Source organism: uncultured Zhongshania sp., from assembly GCF_963975605.1.
GTDB lineage: Bacteria > Pseudomonadota > Gammaproteobacteria > Pseudomonadales > Spongiibacteraceae > Spongiibacter > Spongiibacter aquimaris.
The window spans coordinates 33,329-53,936 of record NZ_CAXBHN010000020.1 but is presented as its reverse complement, the minus strand read 5'-3'; the positions used below and the strand labels follow the sequence as shown (position 1 = coordinate 53,936).

Sequence of the window (20,608 nt, the reverse complement as noted above, 5' to 3'; positions counted from 1 at the left end):
AGGGAATAAATTAAACAACCTGAAAGTCGTCATTTCCTAAATGCACCACGGGTATAATGTATTTTAAACAGTTGAATTTTTCCCTATTTAAACAACTACTTCGCAAACCCCTAGGCTATATCGTCGTGATTTCGACCATATTACTAGTTGCCTGTGGCGGTGCTGGCGGAGGCGGAGGCATTGCAAATCAAGCCTGTGAGACGCTAACTCTTCTGACAACGGACACCATACTGCCCGGCGATCCGATAGAATTCAAAACAAACGAAACCCTCCAAGCAGTCTCCATAGTTCTGCCAGACAGCGAAGTCCCGCTGAGTAGTGTTACTAGCGATATGGGGTACATCGTCAGTGCGCCCATAACACCGGACTTGGCAGCAAACGGTGGCGAAATTTTACTGGTTGCAGAAGTAGATGGCGCACGCTGCAACATCCCAGCTATCAAAGTCGATCCCCTCCCCCCGGCTAGTGATACCGATAATTACGCTGATGTGCTGGATACCCTTGAGCAGACACTTATCAAGTTTGAAGAGGCCTTCGGTTACGATCCGGCGACGGTAACAGACGAAGATATCCAAAATGACCCCTATCTTTTGACGGCCCACTACATCCACGAGTTATTCAACGATCCCACCAGTGAAATTAGCTTGGCTTATCAGCGCGACGTGTTCGCGACGATGTCCGCAAATGAAAAGGCCTACATCGCGCAGGTGATGGAAAAACTGGATCTCAAAAGCTTATTAGAGAATTTTGCGAGTCGTTTTGATGGGCCAATCTTTACGACAACCCCAGACTTGGGGGAAATAGGCAATGTTGCCACGACGGAATCGATGGTACGCCGCGCCCAATGCACGGGCAGCTACGCAGACAATCGTAAACATAAAGTGGCGATACATGATGGCGAGACGCTGTCTCGCGGTATGAAGTTGTCATACGAGGCGCAAACTAAACAGAGAAACGCCCAAAGTGCCGCAGCAACCCAAGCGGCTAAGAGCTCAGCACTCAACACGTTATTTACCGTAAGTGGCCAACTAGGCAAAGGGGCTATTGCGACACCGCTGGCGGTATTGACGACTGCGATGGCGGTTAGCAGTATTACCAACAATATGGAAATTGACATGGTTGCAGCGCTGCTGCCATCTGAAATTACGGAAGCCAAACTGACAATTATTCCAAAACCACGCCTCGAAGAAGATTACACCGACAAGTTTTCAGAACCGAGTTGGCTTTTTCGAGTAGATGCGCGAAGCAAAGAATACGACTTTTCTAAATTGGTTTTAGACACTGGTTTTGCGGTATTAGGTGCGCCAAAGAGCCCAGTTGACCCCAACTTACTGTTCGGGGCCAGTGAAGTCGCGAACAGAGTTACCTCTAAATCAGGAACTCAAGATTGCGAGTTAATTGTGCCTCCTATCAGCTGGAATAACATCCAGATTGGCAGTGACTATGCTGAGCCAAAGTTTATTTCAGGCACTGCATTTTCTTTAAACACCGGACAAGATCGTAAAATCACGCCACAGGAAATTGGTCAGTCTGAACTCGAGGTGAAACTGAAATCAGGGAAGTTTCCCTCATATACCAACACGCTCGCGATGGAGCAAGACACCATCGTGATGGAAAACCTCGCAAAATCATTTTTGTTTTCCTCTAGCCCAATTGTTGTCAACAACCCAGGAGAAGTCATTGATGTCGACGTGACCATTCTCAACTCAGTGCTTCCCGAAAAACATGAAATGCAGACCTCCAGTAATCTTAGCGTGTCTAAGACACGAAGCGGAGACTCATTACAATTAAGGATAGCAACCCCCTCGGATCCAGAGGGCTACCCTCAGTACATTACATTAACCTCTACATCTAAAACCCTAGTGCCAACAGAGCCTCGCAGGACAACCGCAGAAGTTAAGTTGGCAGACTTAAAGATTAGTATTGAGGAAACACTAGCCGGTAGTTGCGACGAAACTGTCTACACGGAAGAAAATCGCGCCATCATCACCGGGTTTAGCGATGATGACTCTGTAACTTGGACTTCCGATGGCGGCACGCTGACAGAGCTAGCCAATAATACTGTGCGATTCATTACGGAGGAGGTAGGCACGTTTGTACTCACCGCCACCAGTAATGAAGATAGCAACATAAAGGCCAATGTGACAATCAATACACTAGATTGCGCGGGCAATGTCTATATGAATGCAAACGTGGTGACGAATGCCAGCTCACCAAGAGAAGATTGCACCAACAGCAATCCTGAGGACGTCGAAGTAGAAACCACCTTTGGTGTGGTAGACCCCGATTACGAGGGTCTGTCACCAACAACTATCCGTCAAAAAATGGGCTCGCTGTCTGAAGGCCGCCCGTTTAATTTTGATCAATCGGATTCAGACAATTTAGTCTTTTCTGAAGAGCGCGGCGATCAATGCCTAACTACGAGTGTGGCGTTGATTGCAGACAGCGCTGGCACGATCGAGAATATGGGTGACAACACCATCGGCTTTGGTACCTCAAGCGAAACGCAGGGGCGGTGTATTGAAGTTGAATATTCGGAGGGTGAAAAAGGTACCGATTGCGTTACCTCTGGCGCATTGGGCAGTTACATTATGGCCTGGGTCTTCGATCACGAAGCCGAAGCCGATTACGAATTGCAAATAGATCTTGCCTGCTCTGCTAAACCCGTTGAAGGCCTTCAATCGGGTAATAATATCATTTTCGTTATACATACCTACGATGAAAGTGGCCAAGAAGTAAATGTGCTTCCTTTGACAACTCCCCCTGGCGGCGGGACGACCTGCTTAGATGGTGTGCAGCCTTCGGGTAAACGCTGGACGATACCTGCGATGGCTAGTGGATCTCAAGTAATGATTTATGCCAGCTTCTTTGATTCTGTATTGGCCTCGCCCCCGGCAACTCAACAGGATCCGGGCGAACAAGTGCTGAAAAATAACGGAGATGTGTCCGGCACCATTCAAGTTATTGTGGAATAGCACAAAGCTTAAATCGCCAGTTTCGTCTACCTAGAACTGGCGATTTAAGCTTAAGCCCATCACTTACAAAAAGTGATTTCAGCATTAGAATAAACAATCCCTCTGCGTAATTTTATTGCAGTTTCCTGTAAGTTTACTCACCCTTCCACGATGACATAGTTATTCAGCACGATTTCACTCTCAGGTTAGGTGCCTTTAATTGTAAAAATTTCAAACGGAAAGCTACTTGAGTCAGATCCGAAAATCTAAAACACCCTCTCAATTAATGCTAAACTGACGGTTCGCAACAAGCAGCTCAAGAACACGTCGGCTATGAACAATTCAAAATTTCCCGATCTCAATGCCGAAGCAGGCTTGCTAAGCGAAGTACCCCTTGCTCTATACATCCATATCCCTTGGTGCGTTCGCAAATGCCCCTACTGCGACTTTAATTCACATGAAAAAAAGGGTGAATTGCCAGAGCAAGCTTATATTGAGGCGATGCTAGAGGACCTCGATCAAGATTTAGAATTTATTCAAGGTCGAGAGTTACAAAGCATTTTTATCGGTGGCGGCACGCCCAGCTTGTTTAGCCCGCAGGCATACCAAACCCTATTTAAAGAATTACGCGCGCGGCTGCACTTCGCGCCAGATATTGAAATTACCCTAGAGGCAAATCCCGGTACGGTTGAGCAAGCCCGCTTTGACGGTTATCGCCATGCGGGAATCAACCGTCTATCCATTGGCGTGCAAAGCTTTGATGCCAAGCAGCTTCAAAAACTAGGCAGAATACACAGCAACGATGACGCCCTGAGAGCAATAGCCTGCGCAAGAAATGCCGGCTTCGATAATTTTAATGTTGATCTTATGCACGGCCTCAATGATCAAACCCAAGACGATGCCTTGCGTGATTTGCAGATTGCCATTGACGCCGGTGCACCCCACATTAGTTGGTATCAACTTACCATCGAACCCAATACCGAGTTTTTTAAAAGACCGCCGAGCCTACCCGTAGAAACGGAAATGCACCGCATTCAAAGTGCCGGTTTCGATCTTTTGGCCGAATCAAGTTTCGGCCGCTATGAAGTATCTGCTTTTGCCAAGGCTGGCCACCAAGCGCGACACAATCTTAACTACTGGCAATTTGGTGACTATCTCGCAATTGGTGCTGGCGCGCACGGCAAAATCAGTCAAGTGAATGGCGAGCTTATTCGCTATCAAAAAACCCGCAAGCCGGAAGATTATTTGAGTCGCGCACCGTCTAGAACAAGTAAAACTGACATCATTGCCCGGGCGGATTTACCACTAGAATTTATGATGAATGCGCTGCGTCTGCAGACAGGATTCTCCGCGTCCTTGTTTGAATCTCGCACTGGCTTGGCTTGGCAGACGATAAACCACACCATCGATAAATTTATCAGCACTGGTTTGCTGCAACTCGTTGGCGGCAATTACTCACCAACACCACGCGGCTACGATATGCTGGACTCTGTACTCGCGGAGTTCTTAACCGACTGATGTAGCGCGAATGATGTCACACATACGCCACCGCACCACCGTCGATGCGAATATTCTGGCCATTGATAAAACCCGCTAGATCGCTGCAAATAAACGCGACCAAGTCTGCGACTTCCTGACGCTCTGCAATACGACCGCTGGGATTTGGATATTCCGTTGCAACAATATTTTTCACAATATCATTCCAATCATCACCCCAGCCCTTTTTCTCCGCGCGACGTCGAAAGCCCGCTTCCAATTCTGCAGTGCGAATATAACCTGGCGAGATGGTGTTAACGGTAATACCGGTATGACTCAACTCTTTAGTCAAGCTCACACTCATCGTCGCCAATGCACCTTTGGAGGCGTAATAATGCGGCATGATGCTATTGGGTTGATGACTGCCGATCGTGCCCAGCTGAACAATTCGCCCCCAACCTTTTTCACGCATTGCAGGGCTGAAGCCCTGAATCAAACGTGCCGCCGACAGCACATTTTTCTGGTACATATCCAACCAACCTTCGGTGTTGCTTACCGCCCACTTACCCGCCGTTGCAGTGCCATAATTGTTTACCAAAATATCAATTGTACCCACCGCGCTTTGGGTTTGTTGCAATACTTGATCGCAACCTGCATCGGTAGCTATGTCGCCCCACACCGCATGCGCATTCTCGATACCAGCCGCTACTTGCTCAGCGGCACCTTCTTCGTTGCCATGAAAAACAACGACTGCACCTTCTCTGGCGAGAGTTTGAGCAATCACTTCGCCAGTGCCGCGATTACTTCCGGTCACCAAGGCGATTTTATTCTTTAATTTAAGATCCATACCAAGATACCGCTTGTGTCTGAATTAAGGGTAAGTAAGCCACTGATTTACCACAAACATAGTCGCATACCGCCGCTCTGTGGCAAAATCTGTGAATTGACTATATTACCCAACAACAATCTCGAGGTTGCTCCATGAATTTCTGCCCCCAATGCGCCAGCCCCATTGCCGAACGATTGATCGATAGTGAAATCCGCAAGGGTTGTCCAGATCCCGCTTGTGGGTTTGTATTATGGAACAATCCCGTACCGGTGGTCGCCATGATTGTTGAAGTAGAGGGCGGTGTAGTTATGGCCCATAACGTGACCTGGCCAAAAACGTTCTATTCTATTATCACCGGTTTTTTAGAAGCTGGCGAAGATCCCGAGGAATGCGCGCGCCGTGAAACCATGGAAGAACTAAATCTACATGCCTTGGAGACATCACTGGTTGGGGTCTACCCATTTGCGCAGCAAAATCAGGTCATTATTGCCTACCACGTAAAAGCTGCCGGCGAGATAAAACTCAACCACGAATTAGATGATTACAAAATTGTCGCCCCAGCAGACATTAACCCTTGGCCGATGGGTACAGGACTCGCGTTAACAGATTGGATAAAAACCCAAATCGGTAAATAGGGATTACTAATTAGCGATGGGCGATGGCGGGCGACATATTGATGCTGCCATCTTCCTCTAAGATACCAATATTCTCGCCAGATGCGTCAATCACCACCACAACCCGCTCTTGGAAAAGTGGCCTCCTGATAAAATGAAGTCGCCAACCAAAGCCCTCCATTTGGCGCAATGCCAGTTGTTGCAGCTCATTTAGCATGTCTGCCGCGCCCTGTGGAATAGGAGCATCTCCCCTACGCTTTTCTTGATCCATAGCGTTCACCTTTGTTCAGCGCTTTCAATTTTTATCGCTCAAACCGGCGCTAAACTTGCTACGCCGAGAACGGGCCTTATTCGTGCTGGATCTTCATCACTTTGAACGAGTCACTTATACAAAAGCTGGGCATCGCTATTATCATTTTCGGTAACAATCCTATTGCCTAGCCTATTTTTTTAGCGGTTTTTCCTCCTCTACTTCCTCAGTATCGTCTTCATCCTTTCCGTGACGATCTCGCGCAGCTTCTACCTTGGCATTTTCCCGCGCCGTCTCAAGCTCTTCGGTTAAGGCCGATAGCTCTTCTTTGACTGCGTCTCGATCTATATCTTCCTCACCCTCTATCGGCTCGATTTTTAATTTTTCCTTCAATTTTTTTATTTTTGCCTCAAGATTTTCAACGGCGCTGGCCACTTCTGCTTTGCTAAACAGGATTTCCTCAGCGTGTCCGTTTTTATCTTCTTCCGGCATATTTACTTTTTTCCGGGTTGGAATAAATTTTAATTCCGGTGGCAAAGGTCGCTGATTCATAAATGACGGCGACACAATCTCAATTCCAGCGTCGTGCAGCGCATCTAGCATTTTGCCTCGCAATCGGGAGCGCGCACTAACCAAAAGCCCCGCCTCTTTCAACCAGCCGCTGGCGCGGTAATTAACCGAAAAGTCGCCAAGATTGCGAATTTGCACAAAGCCGTCACCCAGTTCCGCAGCCTCAATCGCTTTTAACAGCGCCGTTTCTATATCGCGGCGATCAACGTCGTAACCCAGTGACACTTCGGCAGACACCACCGTGCCGGATGACCGCACTACGTTGTAGGGTTCTTGCACTAACAATAAATTCGGTACCGTCACCAGCTCGCTGGTTTCGTTCTGAAACTCGACGTGCAGCAAGCCACGCTGCGATACGCGGCCCAATTCATTGCGAAATTCAATGTAGTCACCGGCGCGAAAGCTATTGACCGTGCGCAGCATAAAACCCGCCATTAAATTGCCCATCACCGAGGTAGAAGACAGCGCAATAGCGGCACTGAGTAGCAAACCCACCAAGCTCAACAACTGGCCCCGCAGCTCGCTTTCCATCGGGAAGGTAGTGATCCCCAGCAGTAACCCGCTTAAGCGAAATACCAGCTTGGTGCCCTGTTCGCGGTAGCGAATATCCGCACCGTGATCTTTTTGAACTGCAAATATCTTGCGGGTAAAAAACCAAACGCCGAACAAAAGGAGCATGACGACGGCAAAAGGGCCCCAAACGCCCAGCCAATCGGGTGCCACACTATTTACTGCACCCAGTGCCTCATCCATTTCTTAACTCCCGCTGTGAATTTCATAGTAACTGCAATCGCGACAAACCAAGCAAAATTTGATTACTGCAATTACAAAGTAGATCATCTTGCCAATGTACGCAGACAATTGCACATTAGAGCCCAGAGTATGGCGGATTCGTCCATGCGACGACACGGGGCTATGTGTTAAACTGACGCGCTTTTATACTCTATGCACGACACGGCTCGGCGATCGCCAAAGAGGAATTTATGCCTGTATATCGTTCTAAAACCACCACTTCCGGCCGCAATATGGCGGGGGCACGCGCATTGTGGCGCGCCACCGGCATGAAAGACGGTGACTTCGAGAAGCCAATCATTGCCGTGGTTAACTCATTTACGCAATTTGTGCCCGGCCACGTCCACCTAAAGGACATGGGTCAGCTAGTCGCCCGAGAAATTGAAGAAGCCGGCGGTGTCGCCAAAGAATTCAACACCATCGCGGTCGACGACGGTATCGCCATGGGTCACGACGGTATGCTGTACAGCCTGCCCAGCCGAGACATTATCGCCGATTCTGTCGAATACATGGTCAACGCCCACTGCGCCGATGCCATGGTGTGTATTTCCAACTGCGACAAAATCACCCCCGGCATGTTGATGGCAGCGCTGCGCTTAAACATTCCCGTGGTATTCGTCTCTGGCGGACCAATGGAAGCGGGTAAAACCAAGCTCTCTGAGCACAAGCTCGACTTGGTTGACGCCATGGTTATCGCCGTCGACGACAGCGCCACCGACGAAAAAGTCGCCGAGTATGAGCGCTCCGCCTGCCCTACCTGCGGCTCGTGTTCCGGCATGTTCACTGCTAACTCCATGAACTGTTTAACCGAAGCCCTCGGCTTGTCGCTGCCTGGCAATGGCTCAATGCTAGCCACCCACGCAGACCGTAAAAAGTTATTCTTAGAAGCCGGCCGCCGTATTGTCGAACTCGCCAAGCGCTACTACGAAGAAGATGACGACAGCGTGCTGCCGCGCAGCATTGCCTCCTACGACGCCTTTAAAAATGCCATGGCGCTGGATATCGCCATGGGCGGCTCAACCAATACTATTTTGCACTTGCTTGCGGCAGCCCAAGAAGCCGAGCTGGACTTCACCTTAAAAGACATCGACAAACTGTCTCGTGAAGTACCGCAGCTTTGCAAGGTTGCGCCAAATACGCCGCTCTACCATATGGAAGACGTGCATCGCGCCGGTGGCGTATTCGCTATTCTCGGTGAACTCCATCGCGCCGGTTTACTCGAACCTAACCTGCCGACAGTACACGCCAGCACCATGGGCGCCGCCGTTGCCCAGTGGGACATCATGAGCACCGATAACGATGCCGTGAAAAATTTCTTCAAAGCAGGCCCCGCCGGCATCCCAACCCAAACTGCCTTTAGCCAAGACACACGCTGGGGCTCACTGGACGCCGACCGCGAAAATGGCTGTATCCGCAATTTAGAGAATGCCTTTTCTACAGAAGGTGGCTTAGCGGTACTTTTCGGCAATATCGCTGAGGACGGCTGCGTCGTAAAAACCTCCGGTGTTGATGAAAGCATCTTGGTATTTGAGGGCCCCGCGCACATCTGCGAGAGCCAAGAAGGCGCGGTAGACGATATTCTCCACGACCGAGTTAAAGCCGGCGATGTGGTTATCGTTCGCTACGAAGGCCCCAAAGGCGGCCCCGGTATGCAAGAGATGCTATACCCAACCAGCTATATCAAATCCAAGGGACTGGGCAAAGTCTGCGCGCTATTAACTGACGGCCGCTTCTCTGGAGGCACATCGGGCTTATCCATCGGTCACGCTTCGCCAGAGGCAGCTGCTGGCGGCGCTATTGGCTTGGTGGAACAGGGCGATATTATTCGAATCGACATACCGAATCGCGGCATTAACGTGCTGATCGACGAGGGTGAGCTCAATAAACGCCGCAAAGCGATGGACGCCAAAGGCGCCGATGGCTGGAAGCCCGTGAACGAGCGGCCGCGCAAAGTATCAGCAGCCCTTAAAGCCTATGCCAAAATGGTCACCAGCGCCGACAAAGGTGCAGTGCGGGATATAAACCAGCTTTAATCCACTATTTTGAGTGCATAAAAAAAAGGGGCCAAATGGCCCCTTTAAATTTGGCTGTATCTTCACGCAACAGAAGACAAAACCCGTCCCATTATCTTCTCAGCAAGTAGCCGCTAAAAAGACAGTAGGCGTAATATAGCCTAGAAACGGTCAACTTTTGATAGGCAATTACCCCTAATTTTTGTGGTAGTATTCAAGCGCAAAACCTATGGCCCTGAACTGGGCGACGGTTCGCCGCACTGCCAGCAAAAATCAAAACTGCTCGGGCTCTCTTCGTCACAACGAGAACAAACCCAAGCCTGCTCTGGCCGCTGGCTCAACTCTGCCAACAAGCTTTTTGCCTTGGCCAAATGTCGCTCATCAATCCACAACTCTGGCCACACGTCTGTGAAGGCCAAGCTTCCGGACGCGCCACCTGCATACGTATTGCGCAGTTCGCCAGCTATTCCCTCTGCCAACAACAGATTTTGCACATTCACAACCAACATCAAATTCTGATCGGTAAATATTTTTTCCACCTACCACTCCGCACACTATGGCCGAACCGGACGCACATCAATATCGTTCAGTTTGGCGTCGAAGGCATCGGTCAGCAAGCAGTCATAACGGCGTTCATCGTACTCTGCAAGCCGCTGCGACTGCTGCTCAGTTATCAGACCAGCCGCCACTGCCGATTGTAATTTTTCAGCAAAGCTATCGCCTGGCAATTTGCCATGAAGAACCGCATCGTAGTCGTTTTCAATTTCACTCAACAATTGAAAAGCGCGATGAATACGGCCTTGGGCGTCCTCGTCGTTGTCGCTCATATGTACCGCATCTGCCAATATCGACCGCACCGGATTTTGGGTCATAATCATATCGCCCAAATCGCGAATATCATTATCCGACACGTCAAAGCTCGGCACACCCCAGGGGAAAAATACTACGCGTAACACACAACCCATCCAACGCTGTGGCATATTTTGATAAAAGCCCATTAGCGCTTTATTTAATGCTGTAAAACTGCGTTTTAAGGCAAACTCCGCATGTAGCGTATTAGCTTCGCTGGCATGCTGACTATCATGAAATTTGAGAATAGCGCAGGCGATAACAAGCTGACTATGCACGTCCCCAAGTCGCGCCGACAGTAATTCCCGACGTTTAAGATCACCACCCAGTAGCAGTAATGCAAAGTCCGCCGTCGCCGCAAATACGGCACTGTAGCGATCAATTCTAGGATACCAGCGCGCCGACAAAGCGCTATTTCCGCAATCCGTTTTTGAAAACTTGCTCGCCGTCAAACCCTGCAAAAATCCGCGACTAAACACGCCAGCGGTGTGCGCTAAGTGAGCGCTAAGCAAGCCATCAAAGCGCTCTAAAGCGCCATCGCTGTCATCAGACAGGGCTTCAAGTTCATCCGCCAAATAGGGGTGACAACGCATCGCTCCCTGTCCGAATATAATCATCGAGCGGGTAAGAATATTTGCGCCCTCAACGGTAATCGCGATGGGAATAGTCTGGTAAACCAGCGCCATAAAATTTCTTGGCCCCATTTGAATAGCCCGACCACCCAGAATATCCATGCTGTGATTAATCAGACTGCGCATGGTTTCCGTCGCGTGATATTTGGCCATCGCCGTTAAGACCGACGGCGCGCCATCAGCCAAGGCGCGAGTCACTAGGGCACGATAGGCTTCTAGCATATACGCACCCGCCGCAATGTCTGCGCTGGCTTCTTGAACACCCTCAAACTTGCCAACCGAAATGCCAAACTGGCGTCGAATTCGCGCGAAAGCACCGACCATTAAATAGCTCATTTCGCCACCGGCAGTGGATAGTGCGGGCAGTGAAATACCGCGCCCAGCACCCAAACACTCCACCAGCATCATCCAGCCTTGGCCGATATATTTTTTCCCACCAATCAACATCGACATGGGTATAAAGACATCGACACCGGTTATCGGGCCATTCATAAATGCCGAACCGGGATAATGACGGCGACCGATTTCCACCCCCGCCAAATCTGCGGGAACCAGCGCGCAGGTAATACCGCGCTCAACCTCGTCACCTATTAATCCGTCGGGGTCGCTGAGGCGAAATGCCAACCCCACAACCGTCGCGATCGGCGCAAGGGTAATCCAGCGTTTTGAAAAATTGAGTTTTACGCCCAGAACTTTTTCGCCGTTGTATTCTTGTTCGCAGACCTCGCCGGTATCGGGAATCGCGCCGGCATCCGAGCCCGCCTCGGGACTGGTCAAACCAAAACAGGGCACTTCTTCGCCCTTAGCCAAACGCGCCAGCCAAAAGTCTTTTTGCTCATCGGTTCCGTATTTCAGCAACAGCTCGCCGGGACCTAATGAATTGGGCACCATCACGCTGACCGCCGCCACTGTCGAGCGACTGGCAATTTTGCTCACAACGCGGCTTTGCGCGTAAGGCGTAAATTCGAGACCGCCGTATGCACTGGGAATGATCAGGCCGAGAAAACCTTTGTCTTTTATGAACTGCCACACCGCTGGCGAGAGGTCTTTATCGTGATGATGAATTTGCCACTCGTCGAGCATCTCGCAGAGCTCTGCGGTTTCATTATCAAGGAAGGCTTGCTCTGCTTCGCTAAGTGTTGAAAGCTCGATCGCCTCGAACTTAGACCAATCGGGATGACCGGAAAATAAATCTTTTTCCCACCAGGTGGTGCCGGCATCCAGCGCCTCGCGCTCAGTACTGCTCATCGCGGGCATCATTTTTTTCAATGCCACTTTTGCCGGTGCGCTGATAAAACGGATTCTTAAGCTGTCGACAACAATCACCGCCAGCACGGCCAACAAGACCAGTAAAACGATGGGATGAACAAAGAAGTCACTGCACAAACCAGCCAGCAACCAGGCGCCAACAAACACCGCGCAGCCGCGACGCCGAGATAACTGGAAAGAAAAAATTAAGGCGGTGACAATAACAATTGCAAGAAATGCTAACAGGCCAATCATAGTACCCTCTCTGAGCTGTAGTGGTTTGCGATACAAACGTTTAGATCAGTGAATAGTGCTTACCATGCTACGCTGTCGCAGTGACTATTGCATTAATGAGGCAAAGCCGGCGATCGAAAGTTCACACATAGACCAGTAACGACGCGGCCTAAATTTAATTTAGTTATACCAAAATATGGACTGCATCAACGATGTCAGCCACACTCTCGCCTCTAACTAATTGAAAGAGACCCTTACACGAACTGGAATTTTGTTCTCTGACAAAGAAAGATCGCACGCAATAGGACAGGGCCGAGCGAGCGCTTTGGCTACGATTTAAGCAAAAGTAGAGCTGACAGAGAGCAAAGCAACAATTGTGTATAGGCCACTTTAAAATAATATCGGGATTACAAACATGAACTCCTCAGTCGTTATTAGCGGAGTGGGCCTATGGACCCCAGCAAATAGCATTAGCAACGAAGAACTCGTAAGTAGCTACAACGCGTGGGCCGAACACTTTAACCACGAGAATCACGCTGCTATTGAAGCGGGCGAGTTAGACGCTAAGCCACTTTCCACTGCAGCCTTTATTGAAAAAGCATCTGGCATCAAAAGCCGCTACGCCTATTCAAAAGAGGGTATTTTAGATATCCATCGTATGCGCCCGCTGCTGGAAGTACGCGATGATGAGCAGGTCTCGCATCAAGCAGAGATGGCTATTTCCGCAGCAAAAAAGGCGCTTATAGCCGCAAATAAAACTGCTGCTGATATTGATATGGTCATTGTGTCCTGTGCCTACACTCAACGCTCCTATCCCGCGATTGCGATTGAAGTACAAGCGGCCTTAGGAATCGAAGGTTTTGGTTTTGATATGCTAGTCGCGTGCTCGGCAGCCACTTTTGGCTTGCAGCGAGCCGTTGACGCAATAAAATGCGGCACGTCAAAAGGTGTATTAGTCATTAGCCCTGAACTCACCTCTCCGCAAGTTAATTACATGGATAGGGATTCCCACTTTATCTTTGGCGACGTGGCAACAGCCGTGGTGGTCGAGAGCAGCGAATCGTGCCAATCTGCCCACGCCTTCGATGTGGTAAGCACCAAATGTGTGACGGCGTACTCCAATAACATTCGCTCAAACTTTGGCTACACGTCGCGGACAACCGACCAAGATCCCTATGCTGCGGATATGCTATTCCACCAAAATGGTCGCAAAGTCTTTAAAGAAGTGTGCCCCATGGCCGCCGACCACATTGAGACTCATTTGCACAGCAACGGTATTCAAGTCGCCGAGTTGAAACGCTGGTGGCTGCATCAAGCCAATATCAATATGAATCTCTTGATAAGCAGACGGTTACTGGGTCGTGACGCCACCCTCGAAGAGGCACCGATTGTTCTCGACGAGTATGCCAACACCGCGTCAGCGGGTTCGATCATTGCGTTTGCAAAACATCATGAAGATTTAGCCGCTGGCGATATCGGCGTGATTTGCTCCTTCGGTGCCGGCTACTCTATCGGCAGTCTCATACTTCGAAAACGCTAGCCGCAGTGACTACCTTCCAATTTGGAGGGTAGTCAACGTATCGATTCACAGCTAGCCAGTTAAAGCCTCGCGCCATGCGGCAAGCATGGTGTCGCGCTGCTCCTCACTTACCGCCGCTCGACCCAACCACACGCTCAAAATGATCGACGCCGACTCAGGTGAGCTAATAATGCCCAGCTGCCGGCCATTCAAAGCCAAGCCAAGCCCCTCGTCTGGCACCCAGGTAAGTTGGTAGTGATCTCCCTTCTCTACCGCTAAATACCAGCTGCAAAAGCGAGCAATATCGGCAGCTGCCGGCGCCAACTCCTGCTCGCTAAACGCACCGTCTAAAGCTTTATTGGTCATTTTCTGAAAACGTTCGGCGGACACACCGACCTTGTATTCAATAATAATTTGCTTTGCATAACTCGGTTTTAAAATATCACCGTTCTCGGGCAATGCTTGCTGAGGATCTACTTGTAATCGGGTAAAAGTCAGGTCTTTCCACAACAAGGTGTAGGTCTCACTGCTGACCGTTTGCCACTCGGTGGCATGGGCAACACCTTGCATGAATATCACGCCCGTCATAATCAGAGAATTGAGCCAGGCCCCGCGCCAAACCCCGCCACACACTTTTTGCTTGCGATTCATACATCTGCCCTCTTTCCAAGCCAAGCCACTGATTCGCGCCCCAGCAAATAAAAAACGAATAATTTCAGGACTACCGGCGCAAGCACGTAGGCGGCCGTAATTGCCCACACTGGCGGCACATCGATGTTTACCTGACTACCCAGCCATAAATACGACACACCCACTGCCAAGCCCATTGCCGCTTTGCTCAGCATACTCCACAGCGCAAACATTCTTGCCCCCAGCGCGGCACCCCCGTGCTCTTTAGACAAAGCTTGTGCCAGGCCGGTTTGCATCGCTGAAGGTAGAGCCTGATCTGCACCCAGCATCAAGCCAGTACCAACACTAATCGCGATAAACCAGTAAACATCGCCTTCGCCAAGCAACGCTGCAAAACTAAACAGCAATGCCGAACAGCACAGACCAATTCGCCAAGAGCGCAGGTCACCCAGCTTTTTCGCCAGAAAATACCAAAACGGCACGCCAATTAAACCCGCTAAAAAATAGCTAAGCAGCGCCATCGGCACCGCATCTTCGGCATCTAATACCTCTCGCATAAACAACAGTAAGACTGCTCCGGGTATCGCATTTGCGAACATGTTCACAAACCAGGGCAGCGCTAGGCTCCTCACCCGATAATCAGCCAGCAAGACCTTAAAACTTAGGGTACTATCCGAGCCGGCAGAAAAACCCTGACTACCTTGCAAATAAACGGCAACAAACAGCCCCGCTAGCAAAACGATTAGTGCTGAGGGTAGAGATGACGGCGCCACGAGCGCGGGCGCTAACATCGCTATTAACGTACCGAATAACAGCATGCCCTCGCGACTACTGTTATAACGCAGACGATCCATATTGTGTTGTGAAAGGTTCACAGGTAAGGCCAACCACGGTACAGTAATGCCCGTCCAGCCCAGCATGAGTAATACCAGCGCGAGCGCCAGTATGCTTGGAGGCCACGGATGAGGAATAAATGCCAATGACATTGCGCTGGCAGCGATTAAAAGCCAAGAGCCCAACCACAGTACTCGACGACTGCCGCGACGATCTACCCAAGCGCCAACAGGCAGGTCACTGGCAACATCGCTAATGCGAGCTAGAATAAATATGGTTCCCACCACGGTGTAACCATAGCCACCTTGCTCAGCCAACCACAGCGGAGCATAGATATAAAACGGCAGCCCCAATGCCGCCAGCGGCAAACCGGGCAGCGCATAGCGAAAAAATCGCCAAAAGGCTAAAGGACTCCGCATACAAACTCCGTAGCGGCCAAGGACGGCCCATTACAGACCCACGCAAAGTGATCTGATCAAGGGCGGTATACGTAACAACGAGATTGTGAGATCACTGATATTTATATGCAAACACTAACACCAAGCGCGCCTCTTAATATTGCCGTCATAGGCTCGGGAATTTCTGGCCTGAGCAGCGCGTGGCTACTCGGCAAGCATCACAAGGTCACCTTGTTCGAGCAAGACTCGCGCCTAGGCGGTCACACCAATACTGTTGATGTAATGACCAGCGCTGGCACGGTTGCCGTCGATACCGGCTTTATCGTGTTTAATCAACGCTGCTATCCCAACTTGATCGCCCTATTCAAAGAGCTAGGCGTTGTCTATCAAGGCACTGATATGTCCTTCGGCGTCTCGTTAGATAAAGGCCGCTTGGAATATAGTGGCTCTAATTCAATATCGACTTTGTTTGCTCAAAAACGAAATCTCTTCCGGCCGCGATTTTGGGGCATGATCCGAGACCTCCTGCGCTTTTATAAACAAAGCGCCGCTTGGCTGCATTCACTGCCAGACGATATGTCCTTGGGCGAGTTGCTAGAGCGTGAAAAATTTGGTCCCGGCTTTTGCCAAGACCACCTGCTCCCGATGGGAGCCGCCATTTGGTCAACGCCGGTCGAAAAATTCATGGCCTACCCAGCCAAAACCTTTCTGCGGTTCTGTGACAATCACGGCTTGCTACAAGTTAACGAACGCCCCCAGTGGCAAACGGTCATAGGCGGCTCGCGGGAGTACGTAAAGCGTATTCAGCAAACCTTCACTGGCGATATCCGACTAAACTGCAAAGTGGCCAAGGTGCGTCGCTTTCACGACCACGTCATAATCACCGACAACAATGGTGAAAATCACCGCTTTGACCATGTCGTGATGGCCGGTCACGCCGATCAATCGCTAGCGATGCTCGACGATGCAAATGCCGATGAAAAACGCCTACTCGGTGCCTTTGCCTACGAGCAAAATGACGCCGTACTGCACCGCGATGAAAAGCTGATGCCAGTGCTCGGTGAAGTGTGGTCGAGCTGGAACTATCTCGCCGACAGAGAGCAAGAGGGTAGCAAAGTATCGGTTAGCTACTGGATGAATTCCCTGCAGCACTTGCCCTGTCACGAGCAATTAATTGTTACCCTAAACCCGCTACGCACTCCGAGAAAACATTTGGTTTACGAGCAGTTTAGCTACCAACATCCGGTGTTCGACGATGCCGCCCTCAATGCGCAAAAACACCTTTGGAGCCTGCAGGGCAAACAGCGTACCTGGTTTTGTGGCAGCTATTTTGGCTATGGCTTCCACGAAGATGGTATTCAATCAGGCCTCGCCGTCGCCGAACAATTAGGTGGCGTTTCGCGGCCTTGGAATACGGAACAGGCCAGCGACCGCATCCACGTGCACGCCGCAAGCACCTTAACCGCTGCGGCATGACTGCAGACGATCACACGGCAATATACTGTGGAGAAGTGATGCACCATCGCTTCTACCCCCGCAAACATCGCTTTGTGTATCGCATGAGCAGCTTTTTATTCGACCTGGACAAACTGGATGAGACGGCGCGCCGCTGCAAGCTGTTCTCTTTTAATAGATTTAACTTCTTTAGCTTTTATAATCGCGACGTCGGCAATGGCAGCGGTGAAGCGCCGCGCGAATATCTTGAGCGCACCCTACTCGAGCACGGCGTAAATACCCCTCTTAAGTCCGCAAGCCTACTCTGCTACCCGCGCATTTTAGGATTCACCTTCAATCCGCTGAGCGTTTATTATTGCTACGGTGACGATTTGCAACTGTTCGCTATCTTGTACGAAGTCAGCAACACTTTTAAGCAGCGCCATACCTACTTAATCCCCGTATCTGAAAGCGATCAAGGCAAAGGCATAGTTCGCCAGCAGTGTGATAAAAATTTTTACGTATCTCCATTTATTCCCATGGCTGTGCGCTATCATTTTAGAATGCACCTACCAACGGAGCGTATCAGCTTGGCAATTCGCGAGACCGAGCATGAAAAACCGCTTCTTCACGCGGTATTTCGGGGCGAAAGACGTCCTTTCTCAGATCGGGAGTTACTTAGAAATTTTATCAGCTTGCCGTTAATGACAATTAAGGCCGTTGTCGGTATTCACTGGGAAGCCCTAAGACTTTTTATCAAAGGCGTGAAATTAGTACCTCGCCCAGCTGAACCGAAAGCGTCAGTTTCACGTATTGAGCAATAATTGTGATAGAAAACGCTAAGGGTTCACTATGAAGACAGCCACTGCTGCTCTCGAAAATAATATCGGTTCTGGCTGGTGGGCGAAGCGCCAACAGCAAATGGTTGCGAAAGTTCTCGCCCCACTATCACATGCAAAACGAGGTGTTTTGCGGCTCACACTGCCCAACGGCAACAGCATCGAATTCGGCGAACACCCCTGCGATCATTTCAACCCCGTAATTGTGCTGCACAACTGGAAGGCTGTGCGCAAAGCCTTTACCGGCGGCTCAGTGGGCTGGAGCGAAGCGTATATGGATGGCGACTGGGACAGCCCCGACGTCGCGATGTTAGTGGAATGGATTGTCATTAACGAAGACTATTTTGGCGGCATGCTAGACAGTGGCAAAATCGAGGGCGCCTTCCAAAAGTGGCGACATCAACGCAATGCCAATAGCAAACGAGGCAGCCGACGCAATATTTCCTATCACTACGACTTAGGTAATGAGTTTTACCAGCAGTGGCTAGATCCGAGCATGACCTACTCAGCCGCCTATTACACCGACGATCATCAAACGCTCGCCGAAGCGCAGTACGCTAAATATCAGCGAATCATCGATCTGCTTGATATCAAAGACGGCGACCGCATTCTCGAAATTGGCTGCGGCTGGGGCGGGTTTGCTGAACAAGTTTGCAGCCAAAAGAAAGTCTCCCTGCATGGCATCACGCTTTCTGAGCGACAGCTAGAGTTTGCTCAACAGCGCTTGGCAAAGGCTGCGACGGTAGGCAGTGCCGAATTCAGCCTAACCGACTATCGCGATACCAAAGGTGAGTACGACCACATTGTCTCTATCGAGATGCTAGAAGCAGTGGGCGAAAAATATTGGCCAAATTACTTCGAAACCGTCTGCAAGCGCCTCAAGCCAGGCGGCAAAGCCTCGGTCCAAATTATCACCATTGAAGACAAACGTTTTGCGCAGTACAGCACTAATCCCGACTTCATTCAGACCTATATTTTCCCAGGTGGAATGCTGCCAACACCAGATATCTTCAAGGAACAAGCGGAACTAGCTGGCTTGAGCGTGGCCGATGAAGAAGCCTTCGGCCTAGATTATGCCCGCACCCTCCGTGAGTGGGGCGATAAATTCCATCAGCGATGGGAAGAGATCGCGCCGCTGGGCTTTGATAAGCGCTTTCAAAGAATGTGGCATTACTATTTAACTTATTGCGAGGGTGGCTTCCGGGGTAATTCCATCGATGTTTATCAGTTCGTGCTGGAAAAGCCTGCGCAACATTAGCAAGCACTTAAAACAGCAATAAAAAAGGCCGCGCGAATGTAGCGGCCTTTTTTATTACCGGTGAGAAAAACTACTTCGCTTTTTCCGCCACTGCCGCTCGGCAGCCCTCAACCCAAGGCATAATTAATTCCAGGGCTGTTTTGTCATTTTCTGGCAGCTCGTCGTGACACTCGGCCAATGGCGTAATCCGTGAGCCCCATTTAATGACCGCGGCGCCCCAGGTTAACCCCGCGCCAAAGGCGGCGGTTAAAATTTTATCACCCGGTTGAATACGTCCCTCTTCCAAAGCTTCGCATAGAGCAATCGGTACGGTAGCAGCAGACGTATTGCCGTACTTCTCTATATTAATCACTACCTTTTCCGGTGGCGATTTCATTCGTTTCGCCAAGGTATCGATAATTCTTAAATTTGCTTGATGCGGAACCAAGAGGTCGATTTGCTCGGGCTCTAATGCTAACTTCTCCAGCACACAGGTGATAGCCTGCCCCATACCGCGAACCGCCCGTTTGAAAATTTCTTGGCCCTCAAAATTCACATCAAAAAAACCGTCAACGCCAGCAAAGCGCTCGCGTACCGTACCCGAATCTCGCGCCGCTAATATATCTCGCGCTTCGCCGTCGCAGCCCAATTTTTCCGCGATTAAACCGCACTCTTCATCGCAGGCCTCTAAGACCACCGCGCCAGCACCATCGCCAAACAGCACCGATACATCCCGTATCGTGTAATCGAGAAAGTAAGGAATACGGTCAGCGCCAATGACCAACACCTTTTTCATCGCGCCGCTGCGAATCATAGCGGTGCCGATACTCAAACCGTATACAAAGCCGGTGCACGCGGCATTGAGGTCAAAAACCGCCGCATTCACCGCGCCGATACTGGCCTGAACAAAAGATGCCGCATTAGGTATTAATGTGTCGGGACACGCTGTGCCTAAAATCACCATATCTAATTCGGTTGCATCTAACCCCGCAACAGCCACGGCACGCTTAGCCGCTAAACTGGCGAGCGTCGCGGTAGACACATGGGAAATACGGCGCTCTTTTATGCCTGTACGTGTTGAGATCCACTCGTCGGAGGTATCTAAAAACGTGGCCAAATCTTCGTTGCTAAGCACCGCAGGTGGCAAACATTTTCCCCAGCCTGTGATATTCGCATATTGCATAATGGCCTCTTAATTCTTTGTGAATGATCGACATTATGCCGAGCAATGTTAGCACTGTCACCCAGCCGACAAGG

16 protein-coding genes are annotated in these 20,608 nt (G+C 50.2%); 8 read left to right on the top strand and 8 right to left on the bottom strand.

Going from position 1 to position 20,608, the window contains the following annotated elements:
• Positions 1 to 56 precede the first annotated feature (56 nt).
• Together AAC007_RS14345 and hemW are read left to right on the top strand one after the other, a co-directional pair.
• Positions 57 to 2,975 (top strand): hypothetical protein, encoded by a 2,919-nt coding sequence (locus AAC007_RS14345; protein WP_339677694.1) that lies wholly within the window; start codon positions 57 to 59, stop codon positions 2,973 to 2,975.
• 312 nt (positions 2,976 to 3,287) lie between these two features.
• Positions 3,288 to 4,472 (top strand): radical SAM family heme chaperone HemW, encoded by a 1,185-nt coding sequence (gene hemW, locus AAC007_RS14340; protein ID WP_339677692.1) that lies wholly within the window; start codon positions 3,288 to 3,290, stop codon positions 4,470 to 4,472.
• 16 nt (positions 4,473 to 4,488) lie between these two features.
• On the opposite strand, the gene AAC007_RS14335 is transcribed toward hemW, so the two are convergent.
• Positions 4,489 to 5,277, bottom strand: a complete 789-nt coding sequence (locus tag AAC007_RS14335; protein WP_339677690.1) for an SDR family oxidoreductase — start codon at positions 5,275 to 5,277, stop codon at positions 4,489 to 4,491.
• Positions 5,278 to 5,411: 134 nt separating this feature from the next.
• On the opposite strand from AAC007_RS14335, the gene AAC007_RS14330 reads away from it, so the two are divergent.
• Positions 5,412 to 5,894, top strand: a complete 483-nt coding sequence (locus AAC007_RS14330; RefSeq protein ID WP_339677688.1) for an NUDIX domain-containing protein — start codon at positions 5,412 to 5,414, stop codon at positions 5,892 to 5,894.
• Positions 5,895 to 5,904: 10 nt separating this feature from the next.
• Here AAC007_RS14330 and AAC007_RS14325 read toward each other — a convergent pair whose 3' ends face one another.
• Both AAC007_RS14325 and AAC007_RS14320 read right to left on the bottom strand, forming a co-directional pair.
• Positions 5,905 to 6,144, bottom strand: a complete 240-nt coding sequence (locus tag AAC007_RS14325; RefSeq protein WP_219043205.1) for a hypothetical protein — start codon at positions 6,142 to 6,144, stop codon at positions 5,905 to 5,907.
• A 171-nt stretch (positions 6,145 to 6,315) separates the two neighbouring features.
• On the bottom strand, positions 6,316 to 7,446 hold the full coding sequence (locus AAC007_RS14320) for a mechanosensitive ion channel domain-containing protein (protein ID WP_296434096.1): 1,131 nt from the start codon (positions 7,444 to 7,446) through the stop codon (positions 6,316 to 6,318).
• Between the two features lie 230 nt (positions 7,447 to 7,676).
• Here AAC007_RS14320 and ilvD point away from each other — a divergent pair, with 230 nt between their 5' ends.
• Positions 7,677 to 9,518: a dihydroxy-acid dehydratase gene (gene ilvD, locus AAC007_RS14315; RefSeq protein ID WP_339677684.1), complete on the top strand. Its 1,842-nt coding sequence runs from the start codon at positions 7,677 to 7,679 to the stop codon at positions 9,516 to 9,518.
• Between the two features lie 206 nt (positions 9,519 to 9,724).
• On the opposite strand, the gene AAC007_RS14310 is transcribed toward ilvD, so the two are convergent.
• Positions 9,725 to 10,036 (bottom strand): DUF2007 domain-containing protein, encoded by a 312-nt coding sequence (locus AAC007_RS14310; protein ID WP_296434097.1) that lies wholly within the window; start codon positions 10,034 to 10,036, stop codon positions 9,725 to 9,727.
• Between the two features lie 15 nt (positions 10,037 to 10,051).
• Positions 10,052 to 12,481, bottom strand: a complete 2,430-nt coding sequence (locus tag AAC007_RS14305; RefSeq protein ID WP_339677681.1) for an acyl-CoA dehydrogenase — start codon at positions 12,479 to 12,481, stop codon at positions 10,052 to 10,054.
• 394 nt (positions 12,482 to 12,875) lie between these two features.
• Here AAC007_RS14305 and AAC007_RS14300 point away from each other — a divergent pair, with 394 nt between their 5' ends.
• Positions 12,876 to 14,000, top strand: coding sequence for a beta-ketoacyl-ACP synthase III (locus AAC007_RS14300; RefSeq protein ID WP_339677679.1), 1,125 nt, complete (start codon positions 12,876 to 12,878; stop codon positions 13,998 to 14,000).
• Between the two features lie 51 nt (positions 14,001 to 14,051).
• On the opposite strand, the gene AAC007_RS14295 is transcribed toward AAC007_RS14300, so the two are convergent.
• Together AAC007_RS14295 and AAC007_RS14290 are read right to left on the bottom strand one after the other, a co-directional pair.
• Positions 14,052 to 14,630, bottom strand: a complete 579-nt coding sequence (locus AAC007_RS14295; protein WP_339677677.1) for a chalcone isomerase family protein — start codon at positions 14,628 to 14,630, stop codon at positions 14,052 to 14,054.
• The gene (locus tag AAC007_RS14290; protein WP_296434101.1) at positions 14,627 to 15,862 is read right to left on the bottom strand and encodes an MFS transporter; all 1,236 of its coding nucleotides are present in this window, start codon (positions 15,860 to 15,862) and stop codon (positions 14,627 to 14,629) included. The genes AAC007_RS14295 and AAC007_RS14290 overlap by 4 nt, the downstream gene beginning before the upstream one ends.
• A gap of 105 nt (positions 15,863 to 15,967) precedes the next feature.
• Between AAC007_RS14290 and AAC007_RS14285 the strand changes: the two genes are divergently transcribed.
• Genes AAC007_RS14285 through AAC007_RS14275 form a run of 3 tightly spaced genes read left to right on the top strand, consistent with a single transcriptional unit; the run spans position 15,968 to position 19,372 of the window.
• A complete protein-coding gene (locus AAC007_RS14285) occupies positions 15,968 to 17,317 on the top strand; it encodes an FAD-dependent oxidoreductase (RefSeq protein WP_295873138.1) in 1,350 nt (449 codons plus the stop codon).
• On the top strand, positions 17,314 to 18,099 hold the full coding sequence (locus AAC007_RS14280; RefSeq protein WP_339677673.1) for a DUF1365 family protein: 786 nt from the start codon (positions 17,314 to 17,316) through the stop codon (positions 18,097 to 18,099). The genes AAC007_RS14285 and AAC007_RS14280 overlap by 4 nt, the downstream gene beginning before the upstream one ends.
• Positions 18,100 to 18,127: 28 nt before the next feature.
• On the top strand, positions 18,128 to 19,372 hold the full coding sequence (locus AAC007_RS14275; protein WP_295873142.1) for a cyclopropane-fatty-acyl-phospholipid synthase family protein: 1,245 nt from the start codon (positions 18,128 to 18,130) through the stop codon (positions 19,370 to 19,372).
• A 70-nt stretch (positions 19,373 to 19,442) separates the two neighbouring features.
• Here the strand turns inward: AAC007_RS14275 and AAC007_RS14270 are convergent, their stop codons facing one another.
• Complete coding sequence (locus AAC007_RS14270) at positions 19,443 to 20,534, bottom strand: ketoacyl-ACP synthase III (RefSeq protein ID WP_339677671.1); 1,092 nt, start codon at positions 20,532 to 20,534, stop codon at positions 19,443 to 19,445.
• Between the last annotated feature and the right edge of the window lie 74 nt (positions 20,535 to 20,608).